At 71.4% G+C, this 15,977-nt stretch carries 16 protein-coding genes and 1 riboswitch; of the genes, 7 read left to right on the top strand and 9 right to left on the bottom strand.

From position 1 onward, the window contains the following. Positions 1–133 precede the first annotated feature (133 nt). Positions 134–1,183, bottom strand: coding sequence for a nitronate monooxygenase (locus AB0F91_RS23645; RefSeq protein WP_360600491.1), 1,050 nt, complete (start codon positions 1,181–1,183; stop codon positions 134–136). Positions 1,184–1,257: 74 nt separating this feature from the next. Between AB0F91_RS23645 and AB0F91_RS23640 the strand changes: the two genes are divergently transcribed. Then, positions 1,258–1,704, top strand: a complete 447-nt coding sequence (locus tag AB0F91_RS23640) for a pyridoxamine 5'-phosphate oxidase (RefSeq protein ID WP_360600489.1) — start codon at positions 1,258–1,260, stop codon at positions 1,702–1,704. Between the two features lie 45 nt (positions 1,705–1,749). On the opposite strand, the gene lepA is transcribed toward AB0F91_RS23640, so the two are convergent. After that, positions 1,750–3,600, bottom strand: coding sequence for a translation elongation factor 4 (gene lepA / locus AB0F91_RS23635; RefSeq protein WP_360600487.1), 1,851 nt, complete (start codon positions 3,598–3,600; stop codon positions 1,750–1,752). A 117-nt stretch (positions 3,601–3,717) separates the two neighbouring features. On the opposite strand from lepA, the gene AB0F91_RS23630 reads away from it, so the two are divergent. After that, positions 3,718–4,314 (top strand): class I SAM-dependent methyltransferase, encoded by a 597-nt coding sequence (locus AB0F91_RS23630; RefSeq protein ID WP_360600485.1) that lies wholly within the window; start codon positions 3,718–3,720, stop codon positions 4,312–4,314. On the opposite strand, the gene AB0F91_RS23625 is transcribed toward AB0F91_RS23630, so the two are convergent. Further along, on the bottom strand, positions 4,311–4,685 hold the full coding sequence (locus AB0F91_RS23625; protein WP_360600483.1) for a VOC family protein: 375 nt from the start codon (positions 4,683–4,685) through the stop codon (positions 4,311–4,313). The genes AB0F91_RS23630 and AB0F91_RS23625 overlap by 4 nt on opposite strands. Positions 4,686–4,707: 22 nt before the next feature. After that, the gene (locus tag AB0F91_RS23620; protein ID WP_360600481.1) at positions 4,708–5,571 is read right to left on the bottom strand and encodes an EamA family transporter; all 864 of its coding nucleotides are present in this window, start codon (positions 5,569–5,571) and stop codon (positions 4,708–4,710) included. 367 nt (positions 5,572–5,938) lie between these two features. On the opposite strand from AB0F91_RS23620, the gene rpsT reads away from it, so the two are divergent. Further along, positions 5,939–6,199, top strand: a complete 261-nt coding sequence (gene rpsT / locus AB0F91_RS23615) for a 30S ribosomal protein S20 (RefSeq protein ID WP_220242854.1) — start codon at positions 5,939–5,941, stop codon at positions 6,197–6,199. A gap of 416 nt (positions 6,200–6,615) precedes the next feature. On the opposite strand, the gene holA is transcribed toward rpsT, so the two are convergent. Beyond that, positions 6,616–7,587, bottom strand: a complete 972-nt coding sequence (holA, locus tag AB0F91_RS23610) for a DNA polymerase III subunit delta (protein ID WP_360600478.1) — start codon at positions 7,585–7,587, stop codon at positions 6,616–6,618. Between the two features lie 133 nt (positions 7,588–7,720). Next, positions 7,721–7,854, top strand: a riboswitch (SAM riboswitch). 13 nt (positions 7,855–7,867) lie between these two features. Between holA and thrC the strand changes: the two genes are divergently transcribed. After that, positions 7,868–9,133: a threonine synthase gene (gene thrC, locus AB0F91_RS23605; protein WP_360600476.1), complete on the top strand. Its 1,266-nt coding sequence runs from the start codon at positions 7,868–7,870 to the stop codon at positions 9,131–9,133. 24 nt (positions 9,134–9,157) lie between these two features. Here the strand turns inward: thrC and AB0F91_RS23600 are convergent, their stop codons facing one another. Together AB0F91_RS23600 and AB0F91_RS23595 are read right to left on the bottom strand one after the other, a co-directional pair. Beyond that, entirely contained in the window at positions 9,158–11,554 is a 2,397-nt protein-coding gene (locus tag AB0F91_RS23600) for a ComEC/Rec2 family competence protein (protein WP_360600658.1), read from the bottom strand. Beyond that, a complete protein-coding gene (locus AB0F91_RS23595; RefSeq protein ID WP_360600474.1) occupies positions 11,554–12,303 on the bottom strand; it encodes a ComEA family DNA-binding protein in 750 nt (249 codons plus the stop codon). The genes AB0F91_RS23600 and AB0F91_RS23595 overlap by 1 nt, the downstream gene beginning before the upstream one ends. Positions 12,304–12,485: 182 nt before the next feature. Here AB0F91_RS23595 and AB0F91_RS23590 point away from each other — a divergent pair, with 182 nt between their 5' ends. Genes AB0F91_RS23590 through AB0F91_RS23580 form a run of 3 tightly spaced genes read left to right on the top strand, consistent with a single transcriptional unit; the run spans position 12,486 to position 14,373 of the window. After that, positions 12,486–12,932: a nuclear transport factor 2 family protein gene (locus AB0F91_RS23590; protein ID WP_360600472.1), complete on the top strand. Its 447-nt coding sequence runs from the start codon at positions 12,486–12,488 to the stop codon at positions 12,930–12,932. A gap of 39 nt (positions 12,933–12,971) precedes the next feature. Beyond that, entirely contained in the window at positions 12,972–13,796 is an 825-nt protein-coding gene (locus AB0F91_RS23585) for an oxidoreductase (RefSeq protein WP_360600470.1), read from the top strand. Between the two features lie 13 nt (positions 13,797–13,809). Continuing rightward, complete coding sequence (locus AB0F91_RS23580; RefSeq protein WP_360600468.1) at positions 13,810–14,373, top strand: helix-turn-helix domain-containing protein; 564 nt, start codon at positions 13,810–13,812, stop codon at positions 14,371–14,373. A 22-nt stretch (positions 14,374–14,395) separates the two neighbouring features. Here AB0F91_RS23580 and AB0F91_RS23575 read toward each other — a convergent pair whose 3' ends face one another. Together AB0F91_RS23575 and octT are read right to left on the bottom strand one after the other, a co-directional pair. Further along, positions 14,396–15,244 carry a DegV family protein gene (locus tag AB0F91_RS23575; protein ID WP_360600466.1) on the bottom strand — a complete coding sequence of 283 codons (849 nt, stop codon included), beginning with the start codon at positions 15,242–15,244 and terminating at the stop codon, positions 14,396–14,398. Between the two features lie 4 nt (positions 15,245–15,248). Further along, positions 15,249–15,977, bottom strand: coding sequence for a diglucosylglycerate octanoyltransferase (gene octT, locus AB0F91_RS23570; RefSeq protein ID WP_360600464.1), 729 nt, complete (start codon positions 15,975–15,977; stop codon positions 15,249–15,251).

Raw genomic sequence — 15,977 nt, 5'->3', positions numbered from 1 at the left:
ACCCCCCATCACCCCCACTACCCCCCCCCCCCCCTCTCCCATTTTTGTGGGCGGGGGCCAACACCCCCAATTTGGGGGTTGCGTTGCATATAACCCCCCCCACGCCGCATTGGGGCTGCGGGTGAGGGTGCGGTCAGCGCAGGCGGTCGAGGCGGGCGGCTGCCGCTTTGGCTTCCGCGCGCAGGCGTTCCACCACCGACGCGGCGGACCCGTCGTCGGCGAGGGGGTAGGTCTGCCCGGCCCACAGCGACATCGCCTCGGGGTCGTCGGCGCGTGCGGCGGCCGCGCGGATGGGCTTGCTGAGGTGGTGTAGCTGTGGGTACGCGGCGGGCGCGTGCGCCGAGAGATCGCTCAGCACGCGGTTGACCAGGCCTCGCGCCGGGCGGCCGCTGAAAGCGCGCGTGAACGCCGTCAGCCGGCCTGCCTCGGCCAGCGCCCGGCGTTGCGCCGACGGCGTGCCCGCTTCAGTGGTCTGCAGGAACGCGGTGCCCAGCTGGGCCGCCGACGCCCCGGCCGCGAGCACGGCCGCCACGTCGGCGCCGTGCACCAGCCCGCCCGTGGCGACCAGCGGCAGGCTCGTGCGCGCGGAGATCAGCCGCAGCAGGGCCAGCAGGCCGTACTGCTCGCCACCGGCCGGGTTCGTCGCGTTGTCGGTGAACAACCCGCGGTGGCCGCCCGCCTCGAAGCCTTGCACCACGAGCGCGTCGGCCCCGCGGGCCGCCGCGAGGTCGGCTTCCTCGGGGTTGGTGACGGTGACCGCCACCTTGCCGCCCGCCTCGTGGACCCGGTGCACCTCCGCGGACGTCGGCGCGCCGAAGGTGCACGACACCAGCGGCACGCGGTGGCGCACGACCACATCGAGTTTCGCGGGGTACTCGTCGTCGTCCCAGACCGGCTCGCCCGGTTCGACGCCGTAGCGCAAGGCCTCGGTGAGCATCCGCTCGCGGTGGGCGGTGACGTCCACGGTCGAGCGGCTGCCCGGCACGAACAGGTTCACGCCGAACTTCCCGCCGGTGAGGTCCGCGGTGTGGGCGATCTTCGCCTCCAGCGTCTCCGCCGACAGGTACCCCGCTGCGAGGAAGCCGAAGCCGCCGGCGGCCGTGACCGCCGCGATGAGCTGAGGTGTGGTGGGGCCGCCCGCCATCGGCGCCACGATCACGGGGAACTCGAGATCATCGAACATGCGCCGAGCCTAGTGATTCGCTCCGGCGGGTGAGACGGGAAGACCCCCCACCCGCCGCGGCGTTAGTGTGCGACATGACCGCCGATCTGGAACACGTCCGCGCGCTGTCGTTGCAGGAGAACGGCCTCGCGACCATCTCGACCACCCGCGCAGACGGGACGGTGCACTCGTCCGTCGTCAACGCCGGAGTCTTCGACGACCCCGTGACCGGCAAACCCGGCGTCGCCCTCGTGGCGCTGGGCAGCGCGTACAAGCTCAAGCTACTGCGCGCCACCGGCCACGCGACGCTCACGTTCCGCCGGGGCTGGGACTGGCTGTCGGTGACCGGGAAAACTCACCTCATCGGCCCCGACGACCCCGACGCGGCCTTCGACCCGGCCGGCCTGCCGACGCTGCTGCGTGACGTCTTCAAGGCCGCCACCGGAACGCACGACGACTGGGCAGAATACGACCGGGTGATGGCCGCGGAGCGCCGCGTCGCGGTGTTCGTGGCGGCCGAGAAGATCATCGGCAACCGCTGAAGCCCGGCGGCGAGCCCGTGCTGTCCGCCGCGGGCTTCGCCGTGGCTACTTCTTGGCCTTGCCGCTGTCCTCAGTGGACAGAGCCGCGACGAAGGCTTCCTGCGGGACCTCGACCCGGCCCACGGTCTTCATGCGCTTCTTGCCTTCCTTCTGCTTCTCGAGCAGCTTGCGCTTGCGCGAGATGTCACCTCCGTAGCACTTGGCGAGCACGTCCTTGCGGATCGCGCGGATCGTCTCGCGCGCGATGATGCGCGAGCCGATGGCCGCCTGGATCGGCACCTCGAACTGCTGGCGCGGGATCAGCTCGCGCAGCCGCGTGGCCATCCGGTTGCCGTAGCCGTAGGCCGCATCCTTGTGCACGATCGCCGAGAACGCGTCCACGGTCTCGCCCTGCAGCAGGATGTCGACCTTGACGAGCTCGGCGACCTGGTCGCCCGCCTCCTCGTAGTCGAGCGAGGCATACCCGCGCGTGCGCGACTTCAGCGTGTCGAAGAAGTCGAAGATGATCTCCGCGAGCGGGATGTTGTAGCGCAGCTCCACGCGGTCCTCGGACAGGTAGTCCATGCCGAGCAGTACACCACGCTTGCTCTGGCACAGCTCCATGATCGTGCCGACGAACTCGCTCGGCGCGAGGATGCTGACCTTCGACACCGGTTCGTGGACCTCGGAGATCTTCAGCCCGCTCGGCCAGTCGGACGGGTTGGTGACCACGACCTCGCTGCGGTCCTCCAGCACCACGCGGTAGACCACGTTGGGCGCGGTGGAGATCAGGTCGAGGCCGAACTCGCGCTCGAGGCGGTCGCGCGTGATCTCCAGGTGCAGCAGGCCGAGGAAGCCGCAGCGGAAGCCGAAGCCCAGCGCGACCGACGTCTCCGGCTCGTAGGCGAGCGCCGCGTCGTTGAGCTGCAGCTTCTCCAGCGCTTCGCGCAGCTCCGGGTAGTCGGAGCCGTCGACCGGGTACAGGCCCGAGTAGACCATCGGCTTCGGCTCGCGATAACCGGCCAGCGGTGCGGTGGCGCCGTGGCGCTCGGACGTGACGGTGTCACCGACCTTCGACTGGCGGACGTCCTTCACACCGGTGATCAGGTAGCCCACCTCGCCGACGCCGAGGCCCTTGCTGGGCTTGGGCTCCGGCGAGATGATGCCGACCTCCAGCAGCTCGTGGGTCGCGCCGGTGGACATCATGCGGATCTTCTCGCGCGGGGTGATCTTGCCGTCGACCACACGGATGTAGGTGACGACGCCGCGGTAGGTGTCGTAGACCGAGTCGAAGATCATCGCGCGCGCCGGGGCGTCCGCGTCGCCGACCGGCGCCGGGACCTGGCGCACGACCTCGTCGAGCAGCGCGCCGACGCCGACGCCCGTCTTCGCCGAGACGCGCAGCACGTCGGTGGGCTCGCAGCCGATGATGTGCGCGAGCTCGGCCGCGTACTTGTCCGGGTCGGCCGAAGGCAGGTCGATCTTGTTGAGCACCGGGATGATCTGGAGGTTGTTCTCCAGCGCCAGGTACAGGTTGGCCAGCGTCTGCGCCTCGATGCCCTGCGCGGCGTCGACCAGCAGGATCGCCCCCTCGCACGCCTCCAGGGCGCGCGAAACCTCGTAGGTGAAGTCCACGTGGCCGGGGGTGTCGATCATGTGCAGCACGTGGTCCTGGCCCTCCACCTGCCAGGGCAGGCGGACGTTCTGGGCCTTGATCGTGATGCCGCGCTCACGCTCGATGTCCATCCGGTCGAGGTACTGCGCGCGCATCGCCCGTTCCTCGACGACGCCGGTGAGCTGCAGCATGCGGTCCGCCAGCGTCGACTTGCCGTGGTCGATGTGGGCGATGATGCAGAAGTTGCGGATCAGTTCCGGCGGCGTGAAGGTGGTGTCGGCGAACGTCTTGGGCGCTGTCACTCGTGTGGTCCTCGGGAAAGGTCGGGGGTGGCCGCTTCCTATCGTCCCATGGACCTCCGGGTGCGGTTGGGGGTCATCCCCGATGCGAGCGCGCCGGGCTCGTGGTGACCTCGAAGGATGAGCACTCCACACCCTCCCCCGGGGACCTTCGACACCGCGCTGGACCGGGCGTTCGGGCACCCCAGCGGCCTGCTGGGCCGCGTCGGCGGCTGGCTGATGTCGCGCGGCAACGCCGCCACCGAGCACCGGCTCGTCGACCTCGCGCGGCTGGAACCCGACGAAACCGTGCTGGTCGTGGGTCCCGGCCCGGGCGTCGGCCTCGACGCCGCGAGCCGCCTGGCCGGCGAGGTCGTCGGCGTCGAACCGTCGGCCGAGATGCGCGCCCTGTGCCGGGAACGCTGCGGCGACCGCGTGAAGCTGCGCGACGGCACGGCTGCGTCGACCGGCTGCGCCGACGCTTCCGTCGACGTCGTGCTGAGCGTCAACAACGTCCAGCTCTGGGACGACCGCGCGGCCGGCTTCGCCGAGCTGTTCCGCGTGCTGGGTCCCGGCGGCCGGCTGCTGCTGTCGGCGCACGAGAAGTGGCTGCCGGTTCCCCGGCACGATCTGGCCGCCGAGGTCACCGCTGCGGGCTTCATCGACCTGCAGACGTGGACCTGGCAGCCGCCGGGCTTCGCCGCCCTGGCGGCGCAGCTGCGGGCCCGCAAGCCCTAGCGGGAGTCCCTCCGCAGCGGGTGGTCGGCCGGCACCTGTACCAGGACGATGCGCAGGCCGTCCGGGTCGGTGATCCAGGCCTCGTCGAGCCCCCACGGCTCGCGGCGCGCCCCGCGGACCGGCGTGACGCCGCGCGCGGCCAGCTCCTCGAGCGTCGCCGGCAGGTCACGGACCTGCAGCCAGAGGTCGACGGCCGCCGAGGGTGTCGCATCGTTGCCGCCCACGACCTCGATCGAACCGCCGCCCGCGAAGAAGACCGTGCCACCGGGGAACTCGCGGCGAATCGCCAGCCCGAGCGTGTCCCGGTAGAACGCGGTCGAGGCCTCCAGGTCGCGCGGGTGGATCAGCACGCGGCTGCTCAGTACGTCCATGCGTCCTGCCTACCCGAGTGGCTCAGGCCACCGCAATCGCGGCGATCCCGGCCAGCACCACCAGCGAGCCCACCAGCCGGCGTGCCGCGTTCCGCTCACCGAGCACGAACCACGCCGCGAGCCCGCCCAGCACGATCGACAGCTCCCGCGCCGGCGCGACCAGGCTGACGGGCGCCATTCGCAGCGCGTAGAGCACCAGCAGGTACGCCGCGGGCGAGGCGATCCCGACGATCAGCGTCTCCTTGCGGTGCTCGCGCCACAGCTCGCCGACCTCGGCGCGGTCACGAAGGGCCGCGGGCGCCAGCAGCACGCTCTGCACCAGCGCGCCGCCGCCGAAGTACACCAGCGGCGGCACCGCGAGCGTCGTCACGGAGTGGGCGTCCCAGAGCGTGTAGGCCGCGATGGTCGCCCCGGTGAGCACGCCGTAGAACACGCCGGCGCGGCGCGCTTTGACGTCGGCCTTGCTGCCGCCGAGGCTGATCACCAGAACGCCCGCCACCACGAGGAACGCCCCGATCAGGCCGAGCACGCCGGGGTGCTCGTGCAGCACGAGCACCGCCGCGAGCACGGACAGCAGCGGCCCGGTACCTCGCGCGAGCGGGTAGACGATCGACAGGTCGCCGACGCCGTACCCGCGCTGCAGCACCGTGCCGTACGCCACGTGCAGCACGGCCGTCACCGCGGCGGCGAGCAGCCACGTCCACTGTGGACGTTCGTTCTCGATCAGGAGCGCAGTGATGACGACGGGAAGCAGCACCACGGCCGACACGGTGTAGTAAAGCCACACGAACCGCGGCCCGCCGAAGGTGACGCGCTTCGCGGCGAGGTTCCACCCCGCGTGCACGACGGCGGCGATGAGGACGAACGACAGAGCTGTGGTGTTCACCGGACCCCCTCGGGTCTTCCGCGCACACGGAAGGCCGGGTCCTCCAGGCTTTTGTCCCGTCAGATGAACGGCGGGCGTCGGGCCGCGCCGATGGTGCCGCTCGGACCTGTCCCGCCGGCCCTGGTTGTCTTGCGTGGCGGTGCGGCGGGCCGGCAGCGGAACCCTAGGCACTGCGGTTTCCACGGTAGCCGAACCGACCACTCCGGGCCGCCCGAGGGGGCCGCGAGCAGGCCTGTTAGGCTTTCCCGTCGTTGCCGTGCGGCATTCCGTCAGGGAGGAAACCCGGCCGCGCCTGTCTGTACTCCAGGCGCCCGGAGCCACTTCGACGCGGCAGCGACCTTCACCGAGACGAAAGCAGGATGCCTTCATGGCCAACATCAAGTCCCAGATCAAGCGCATCACCACCAACGAGAAGGCCCGTCAGCGCAACCTGGCGATCCGCTCCTCGGTGAAGACCGCGATCCGCAAGTTCCGTGAGGCCGCCGACTCCGGCGACAAGACCAAGGCCCTCGAACTCCAGCGCGACGCCGCCCGCAAGCTCGACAAGGCCGTCACCAAGGGCGTCATCCACGCCAACCAGGCCGCCAACAAGAAGTCGGCTCTCGCGAAGCGCGCGAACCAGCTCTGAGCTGATCGCAGCACCACCCCGCCAGACCTGAAAGAGCCCGGTGACCGCTCGGTCGCCGGGCTTTTTCGTGCGCACTCCCGCACCCCCCTGCGAGCAGCGTTCCCCTCGAGGAGCCGCGGCGACGGCCGCTCGGCTGGCGGATGCCTGTTGCTGAGTCTGCGCACCCACCACCGACCGCCCGGGTCACCTCGCGCGCCGAGGACCCGCTCACCAGCCACGCACCGAAATCGAGGCGCCGCTGCGCACCCAGTCTCGTGCGGCTAGAGCCCGCTCAAAACCACGCGCCGGATCGCAGCGTACCCAGCGACCGCGTGGGTCGCCTCGTGCAGTGGCGACCGTCGGGCGCTTCACTGCTTCCCGAGCGCCGGCTTCGGCCGCGCCGTTCAGCGGGTCGAACTATGCCCGGCCGAGCAGCGTCAGCGTTCGCCCTTGGCGGCGACGACCTCGACGACCGCGCGCTCCAAGGCGTAGTCCGCGTCGGCCGCCACTCCCTTGACCTCGGCGTTCAGGCGGGCGACCACGCGCATCGCCGTGGCGAGGCCGTCCTGGCCCCAGCCACGTGACTGGCCCTGCGCCTTGCGGATCTTCCACGGCGGCATGCCCAGCTCGCCCGCCATCTGGTTCGGGTTGCCGCGGCCGGCGGCGGACACGCGGGCGATCGTGCGCACCGCGTCGGCGAGGGCGTCGGCGACCAGCACGTGCGGCACGCCCAGCTGCATGGCCCAGCGCAGCGACTCCAGGGCCGCCGCGCGGTCGCCGCCCACGGCCTTCTCCGCCACGGCGAAGCCGGTCACGTCGGCGCGACCGGTGTGGTAGCGGCGCACGGCCTGCTCGTCGACCACGCCGCCGGTGTCTGCGACGAGCTGCGTCGCCGCGGAGGAGAGCTCGCGCAGATCGGAGCCGACGGTGTCCATCAGCGCCATCACACCCGCCGCGTCGATCTTGCCGCCGACCCGGCGCACCTCGTTGCGCACGAACGACTCCCGCTCGGCGGGCTTCGTCAGCTTCGGGCACTCGGTGATTTCCGCGCCCGCCTTTTTCAGCGCCGCGGGCAGCGCCTTGGCCGCCTTGCTGCGCCCGCCGCCGTTGTGCACGACCACGAGCACGATCCCGTCGGCGGGCGCCTTCAGGTAGGCCATCACCGCGTCCGCCAGCTCCTGCGAGATGTCCTGCGCGGAGTCGAGTACGATGACCCGCCCCTCGCTGAACAGCGAGGGGCTCACCAGCTCGGCGAGCACGGGCGGTGTGAGTTCGGACACCCGGCTGCGCGTCATCTCGGCCGTCGAGTCCACGGCCCGCGCGGCGTCCAGCGACGCACGGACAGCCCGCTCGATGAGCAGTTCTTCCTCACCGAGGACGAGGTGGAGCGGCGCAGGTGCGGTGGTCACCCCGCCATCTTCTCACCCGCGCCGCCCCGCGCCCGCTCCGGTGATGTGCGCCGCCACCGTGGCACGAGGTGATCGCCATGTCGTACGGTGTACCCGAGGCCGCGCCCCACGAGGCACGCCGACAACTGAACACCGCTCATCCAGAGGGGCAGAGGGAACGGCCCGACGAAGCCCCGGCAACCGGCGTACAGCCTGTCTTCCCGAATTTGCGGGATAGCTGACGACCACGGTGCCAATTCCGGCCCGCTTTTGCGGGGCAGATGAGGAAAGGAACCTCGCGATGACCGTTACCCTCGGCACGACCTCCACCAAGAAGACCCTGGACCTCGGTCCGGCCGTCGAACTGGTGTCGAAGGAAGAGGGCCACCGGCAGCCACTCGCCCCGGAGTTCGTGTCCGCGGAGGACTTCTCGCCGCTCGAGGTCGCCTACGACTTCGGCCGCGTGCGTCGCGAAGACATAGAGGCCGGCCCCAAGAACATCTGGCGCTACAAGAAGCTCCTTCCTGTCCCCTCGACCGTCGAGGAGATCCCGAACACCGAGCCCGGCGGCACCCGCCTGGTGAAGGCCGACCGGCTGGCCAAGGCCCTGGGTCTCAAGTCCCTGTGGGTCAAGGACGACACCGGCAACCCCACGCACTCCTTCAAGGACCGCGTGGTCGCCGTCGCGCTGGCCGCGGCCCGCGAGTTCGGCTTCGAGGTCCTCGCGTGTCCCTCGACCGGAAACCTGGCCAACGCGACGGCCGCCGCCGCGGCCCGCGCCGGCTGGCGGTCGGTCGTGCTGATCCCGAAGTCGCTCGAGCGCGCCAAGATCCTCACCACCGCGGTCTACGACGGTGACCTGATCGCCGTCGACGGCAACTACGACGACGTCAACCGCCTCGCCACGGAGCTCGCCGGCGAGCACCCGACGTGGGCTTTCGTCAACGTCAACGTGCGCCCCTACTACTCCGAAGGCTCCAAGACGCTCGGCTACGAGGTCGCCGAGCAGCTCGGCTGGCGCCTGCCGGAGCAGATCGTGGTGCCGATCGCGTCGGGCTCGCAGCTGACCAAGGTGGACAAGGGTTTCCGCGAGCTCGGCCAGCTCGGCCTCGTGGAGGCCAGCCCCTACAAGGTGTTCGGCGCGCAGGCCACCGGCTGCTCCCCCGTCTCGGCCGCGTTCCGCGCCGGCCACGACGTGGTCCAGCCCGTGAAGCCCGACACCATCGCCCGCTCGCTCGCGATCGGCAACCCCGCCGACGGCCCCTACGTGCTCGACGTCGTCAACCGCACCGGCGGTGCGATCGAAGACGTGAGCGACGAGGAGGTCGTGGAGGGCATCCGGCTGCTCGCGCGCACCGAGGGCATCTTCACCGAGACCGCCGGCGGCGTCACCGTCGCGACCGCGAAGAAGCTCATCGAGGCCGGCAAGATCGACCCCGACGCCGAGACCGTGCTGCTCATCACCGGCGACGGCCTCAAGACGCTCGACGCCCTCGAAGGCCGCATCGGCCCCAAGGCGACCGTGCCCCCGTCGGCCGAGGCCGTGAGCAAGGCCCTCGGCCTCTGACCGCCGGGCCCGCGGGCCGCTTCCCTAGCGGGGCGGCCCGCGCGGCTCGCCCCGGCGCGCCACCGCCGGGCCGCCGTCACCGGGCAGCACGGCCGTGTCACCGTCCACATCGGTCCGCGTCACGAGCACACCCAACGTGCCCAACACGTCCACTGTGGACTTCGCCGGGTGCCCGTAGCTGTTGCCCGCGCCCACGCTGATCATCGCCGCCCGCGCGCCCACCGCCTCGAGGAACTGGGGCAACGAGTAGCGCGAGCCGTGGTGGGGCACTTTCAGCACGTCGGCGTGCAGATCCACCCCCTCGGCCAGCAAGTCGGCCTGCGCGGCCAGTTCCACATCACCGGTCAGCAGCACCTTCCCCGCGGCCGTGGTCGCCCGCAGCACCACGGAACTGTTGTTGATCATCGTGCCGTCCTGCAGGGTGGCCGCCCGCACCGTGACGTAGCGCGGCCCCAGTACGTCCAGCGACAGCCCCGGCCAATCGAGCCGCTGCCCGTCGCTCAGCTCCAGCACCGGAACGTGGTGCGTCGCCGCCTCCTGCGACACCTGCTGCCACGCCCACGCCGGCGCCCGTCCTGGGCCGACGGCGATCGCACCCACGGCCCGGCCGTCGAACACCGACGACAGCCCGCCGATGTGGTCGGCGTGCAGGTGGCTGAGCACCAGCAGCGGGATCCGCTCCACGCCGAGCCGCCGCAGGCACTCGTCCACCGGCCCCGGCTCCGGTCCGGTGTCCACGACCACCGCCCGCCCGGGCTCCGCTGTTGCCAGCACCACGGCGTCGCCCTGGCCGACGTCGCACTCCACCATCGCCCAACCCTTCGGCGGCCAGCCGGGCGAAAGGACCCGCGGCGGCACCACGATCAGCAGCACCGCCACCAGCCCCATCGCCACCAGCAGCCGAGCGCGCCGGAACCGGAACGCGACCACCACCACGACCAGCACCCCCGCCGCGCACACCCCGCCCCACCAGCCACCCGGCCAGGTCAGCACCGCACCCGGCGCGCGGGCCCCGTGCCGCGCGACGGTGATCAGCCAGCGAGCCTCCGGATCGGCCAGGTGCACCAGCACGTGCCCGGCTCCGGGCCACCACGGCCCGACCACCGTGGCCAGCACCCCGAGCACCGTGACCGGCGCGACGACGGGCGCCGCCAGCACATTGGTCACCACCGAGATGAGGCTCACGGTGCCCGCCATGCCCGCGATCACCGGGGCGGTGACCACGAACGCCGCCAACGGCACCGCGATGCCCTCGGCGTATCCCGGCGGAATCCCCCGGCGTACCAGCGAATCCGCCCACCGCGGCGCGAGCAGCACCAGCCCCGCCGTCGCGAACACCGACAACGCGAACCCGAAGTCCGCCGCCATCACCGGATCCCACGCGACGAGCACGCACACCGAGAACGCCAGCGCCGGGAACGCGGATCCACGCCGGCCCAACGCCAGCGCCAGCAGCGCCACCCCGCCCATCACCCCGGCGCGCAGCACGCTCGGTGCCGGACCGACGAGAATCAGGAAGCCACCCAAGCACAATCCCGCAGCGGCCGCCGACACCCGGGGCCCGATGCGCAGCAACCGGCACAACAACAACACCGAGCCGCACAGGATCGCCAGATTTCCCCCGCTGACGGCCATCAAGTGCGTGAGTCCCGACTCCGTGAACTCCTGCTCGACCTGCTCTGGCAACGCACTCGTGTCGCCCAGAACCAGTCCGGGCAACAGCCCCGCCGACTCCTCCGGCAACACCGCGCACAACTCGTGCAGCCCCGCCCGCAACGCCGCGGCCGCCCGCTGCCACCACGGCGCCCGCGTGACCCCGGCCGGAGCGCCCTGCACGTAAACGACCGCGGCCGTCAGCTCACCCCCGCGCGCCGGCGCCAGGCGACCCGATGCCGTGACCTCCTGGCCCGGCAGAAGATCAGCCCACCCGGCCACCGGCGCGAGCAGCAGGACCCGGCCGGTGGACCTCACTTTCCGACCGTCCACAGTGGCTGATTCCACAGTGGCCGATTCCACCCGGGCGTCGATGGCCACCGACCTCGTGCCCGCCTGCTGATCGGCGTAGCCGGCGCTGTGGATCGGCCGTGGTCGTTCTGTGACCTCCACGCGGATTGTGCCGGTTCCCCCGTGCACGGCGGCCTGTCCGAGTGCGTCCTGCTCCGGTCCCCTGATGCGCCACGCCGTCGGCAGCGCCACGACGAGCCCTAGAACCAGCAGCGCGCCGGCCGCTCCGAGCCACCTCCCACGCCGCCGCGCGAGCAATACGGCCGACAAAACCGCGGCCACAACCCCGAAAACCTCGGCCGCCCACCACCCGAGCCGCAGCCCCGCCAGGGTGCCACCCCAGGCAGCCAGTGCTGCCGGGACGAGCCGAAGGTCGTGGTCACGCCACGAGGGCGCGGCTTCCGGTTGGACGAACATCATCCGACCGTCACCTGCTCGCGCAGCTTCTCGAACTTGCTTTCTCCGATGCCTTCCACATCGCGAAGTTGTTCGACGCTGGAGAAGCCGCCGTGCTGGGTGCGCCAATCGAGAATGCGGCCGGCGGTGACCTCGCCGACGCCGGGCAGGGTGTCGAGCTGCTCAGGCGTGGCCGAGTTGAGGTCAAGCTTTCCCGGTGCCGCGCCGGCGCCTGCCGGGACCGAGGACGCGACCGCGATGCCGACGGCGAGCTGTTCGCCGTCGGTGAGCTTGCGGGCGAGGTTCAAGCCGGAGAGATCAGTGCCGGGGTCGGCGCCACCGGCGGCCCGCACCGCGTCGGCCACGCGCGAGCCGGCCGGAACGGTGACGAGACCGGGCGCGCGGACGTGGCCGATCACGCTGATCACCAGCTTCGCGGACGTCGAAGACGCCGGCGCCGCAGCGGACGGGTGAGCCTTCGCGCTCGGCAGCGACGGTGCCACTTCCGTCGCGGGCGATCCGCTGAACACCGCGAACCCCGCCGCGATCAGTACGGCCACAACCACGAGACCCAGTACGACGAGGACTCGAGGGCTTTTCAGCACGCCGGGCAGACCAGGATGGGCCGGGTCGGCGCCGCCGGGCAGCCAGCGCCGAACCAGCCGGCCGCCGGGCCCGACGGTGCGTGGGCCCGCCGCCAACTGATCGGCCAGCCAGGCGAGCCTGGCGTTCACGGGAGTGCCCGGATCACGGGCGGTCTGCTCGAACACACGTGCGACGCTAGGCGCTGATCGACACCGGCCACCAGGCCGAATCCGGCCGCCTGTGGATAACTGCCCCCTTGTGGACAACTCGGCCTCCGCGGTGGCCGAACGCCGGTTCCGGTCGGCGCCCGGTGCCATGCTGACGCCCATCGCCGCCCTCGACGGCGCGCCACAGGAGGGACCCCACCATGACCAACGAAGCCGAGATCCGCGCCCTGATCGGAAACTGGGCCACTGCGGTCCACACGGGAAATCTCGACGGCGTCCTCGCCGACCACTCCGACGGCATCGTGATGTTCGACGTCCCGCCGCCCCACGAAGGGGTCCGCGGGATCGACGCCTACCGCGAGACCTGGCCGCCGTTCTTCGTCTGGCAGGCGGAAGGCGCGACGTTCACCATCCTGGAGCTCGACGTGACCGCGGGGGACGACGTGGCGTTCGCCTGGGCGCTCCTGCGATGCGGCAGCCCCGCCGACCCACCGGACCACCATCTGCGGCTGACCATCGGCCTGCGCAAAATCCAGGGCCGCTGGGTGGTGACGCACGAGCACCACTCGTTCGCCGCCGTCGACGCCGACACTGCCGAAAACGGCCCGGTAGATCCCCCCGGATTGAAAGTGAACGATGACTCATGATAAACCTGAGTCCTGGTTCACTTTCAGGAGGTGTTGGTCTTGGTCCCCAAGGTCGCCCTGGTCACAGGCGCGTCGTCAGGTATCGGGGAGTCCACCGCGCGCGAGCTGCTGGAGCGTGGGTACACGGTCTATGGCGCCGCGCGAAGGGTGGAGCGGATGGCGGACCTCGCCGAACGTGGGGTGCGGACGATCGCGCTGGACGTGACGGACGAAGAGTCGGTGGAGAAAGCCGTGGCAGCGATCGTCGCGGAGTCCGGCCGGATCGATCTGCTGGTGAACAACGCCGGCTACGGCTCGTACGGCGCGGTCGAAGACGTGCGCCTGTCGGAGGCTCGTTACCAGTTCGAGGTGAACGTGTTCGGGGCCGCGCGGCTGATCCAGCTCGTGCTGCCCGTGATGCGGGCACAGCGCTCCGGCCGGATCGTGAACATCTCCTCGATGGGCGGCAAGATCTACACCCCGCTGGGCGCCTGGTACCACGGCACGAAGTTCGCGCTGGAAGGGTTCTCCGACGCGCTGCGGATGGAGGTGCGGCCCTTCGGGATCGACGTGGTGGTGGTCGAGCCCGGAGCGATCGCGACGGAGTGGGGCAGCATTGCCGTGGACCACCTGAAGGAGGTCTCCGGCGAGGGCGCCTATTCGGGCCTGGCAGGGAAGCTGGCGAAGGGCATGAACTCGGGGATCAACGCGCGGCTGATGTCCCAGCCGTCCGTGATCGCGAAGACCGTCGCCAAGGCTGCGACCGCCCGGCGCCCTCGCACCCGTTACGCTGCGGGTTTCGGCGCGAAGCCCTTGATTTTCCTGCGCCGCGTCCTGCCCGACCGCGCTTTCGACACCCTGATCATGAGGGGCCTCGCGAGCTGACCCCGGAGAACCGATGGACCCGTCCCGCCCGCTGCGCGCCGACGCGGTGCGCAACCGCACGAAGATCCTCGACGCGGCGCGGGAGCAGATAACCCGGCTCGGCCCCGACGTCCCGATGGACACCATCGCCGAGGCCGCGGGGGTCGCCGTGGGCACGTTGTACCGGCACTTCCCGACGAAAACCGACCTCGTCACGGCGGTGATCGGCGAGCACAGCCAACTGATCACCGAGGCGATCGAGGCGGCGGCCGAGCGGGTGGCCGGCGGCGCCGACGCGATGACCGAGATCTCGGCGCTGATGAGCCACATCGTCGAGGCGGCGGCCGCCGACCGGGCGGTGAAGGCCGCGGCGCAGAACGTCGGGGCGGAGTACCTCACGCCCGAGCAGGAGAGCCGCAGCCGAGCGGCCACGACGCGGATGATCGAAGCCGCCCAGCGCAACGGCCGGCTGCGCGACGACGTGACGGCCGACGACTTCTACCTGCTCATCCTGACTGCGCCGACGGAGGTTCAGCCGGCGGTGCGGGCGCGGTGGCTTGAGCTGTTCCTTGCGGGCTTCACCACCGGCAAAAGCTGAAACTCTTACCGGCCAGGGAGGATCACCGCTCCCGCTGCACGACCACCCCGAGCACGCCCGGCCCGGTGTGCGCGCCGATCACGGCGCCCAGCTCCGAGACCACGCAGCCGCCGGCGCAGCCGGGCACGGCTTCCTCCAGGCGGTTGGCCAGCTCGACGGCTCGTTCCGGCGAGGCGAGGTGGTGCACGGCGAGCTCGACCGGGCCTTCGCCGGCCGCCTGCACGGCGAGCTCGACCAGCCGCGCCATGGCCCGGTTCATGGTCCGGACCTTTTCCAACGGAAGGATGCGCCCTTCGGACATGTGCAACACCGGCTTCACCGCGAGCGCCGTGCCCAGCAGCGCCGCCGCCGGCCCGATGCGGCCACCGCGGCGGAGGTGCTCGAGGGTCTCGACCACGAAGAGCGTGGACGAGCGCCCGGCGGCGTCGACCGCCGCCGCCTCGACATCGACCGCCGATTTGCCGGCGGTGGCGGCGACCGCGGCGTGCAGCGCGGCGAACCCGAGCCCCATCGCGGTCGTGCGCGAGTCGACCACGCGTACGAGGTCCGGACCGACCTCCTGCGCGGCGAGCACGGCGGCCTCCCACGTGCCGGAGAGCTCTTTGGACAGGTGCACCGACACCACGGACTCGGCACCGTCGTCGAGCGCGGCGCGGAAGACGGTCGCGAACTCGGCGGGAGTGGGCCGGGACGTGGTGACGATTTTGCGCTCCCCCAGCGCTTCCGCGAGCGAGGCGGGCCCCATCTCGGTGCCGTCGTAGGAGACGGCACCGTCGACGAGGACGTGCAGGGGCACCACGCGCACCGAGTGCCGGTCGGCGAAGCCCTCCGGCAGATGGGCGGTGGAGTCCGTGACCACGGCGACCGACACGCCGTCAGCCTACGTGGCCGGGGCGCAAAGCCGGTGTCATCAGCTTCGCCATGGCCGTGCCGACTGCTTCGTGTCCTGCCCAGCCCCAGTGCATGCCGTCGGGGTTGCCCGCGCCGCCGAGCACGTGGTCACCCACGACGGCGGGGAGATCGAGCAGCGGCACGTCCAGCCGCGCGCCCCACGCGGCCATCGCGGCGGCCGCGGCGGGGCGGGCGGTGTGGACGCGGCCGTACGCGTCGGCGCGGTGCACCGACGGCAGCATGCCGAAGATCGGCAGCTCGGGCCGCAACACGCGCAATGCCTCCACGGCGAGGTCGAGGTAGTGCACGGTCAGCTTCGCGGGCAGCACCGCTGGCCGGCCCCGGAGCACGACGGACAACCGCGGCTGCGCGGCGAGATACGCGCCGCGCACGACGCGACGCACACCGTCGGGACGGAGGTAACGCAAGCCGCTGCGGAGGTAGGTCGGCAGGGGCGACGGGAGCGTGTCCATGCTGCCGATCGCCAGCACGACGGCGTCCACGTGGTGCAGATCGGCCCACACGCGCGGATCTCCGGTCAGTGACCACCACACGTCACGCGCGGTCCAGCCGATACCGGCGACCACGTCGGCGCGCCCGTCGAGCGCGGTGGCCGCGACGTTGGGCCACAGGCGTGGTTCGTCGGCAGCACAGGGGCCCTCGGGACCGTGGAAGCTCAGCGAATCACCGAAAACGAGCAGGTGCGGGCCCAT

It is taken from the genome of Amycolatopsis sp. NPDC023774, from assembly GCF_040639695.1.
Taxonomy (GTDB): Bacteria; Actinomycetota; Actinomycetes; order Mycobacteriales; family Pseudonocardiaceae; genus Amycolatopsis.
Note: the sequence above shows the minus strand (reverse complement) of the source record. Positions and strands in the feature narration are given on the sequence as shown.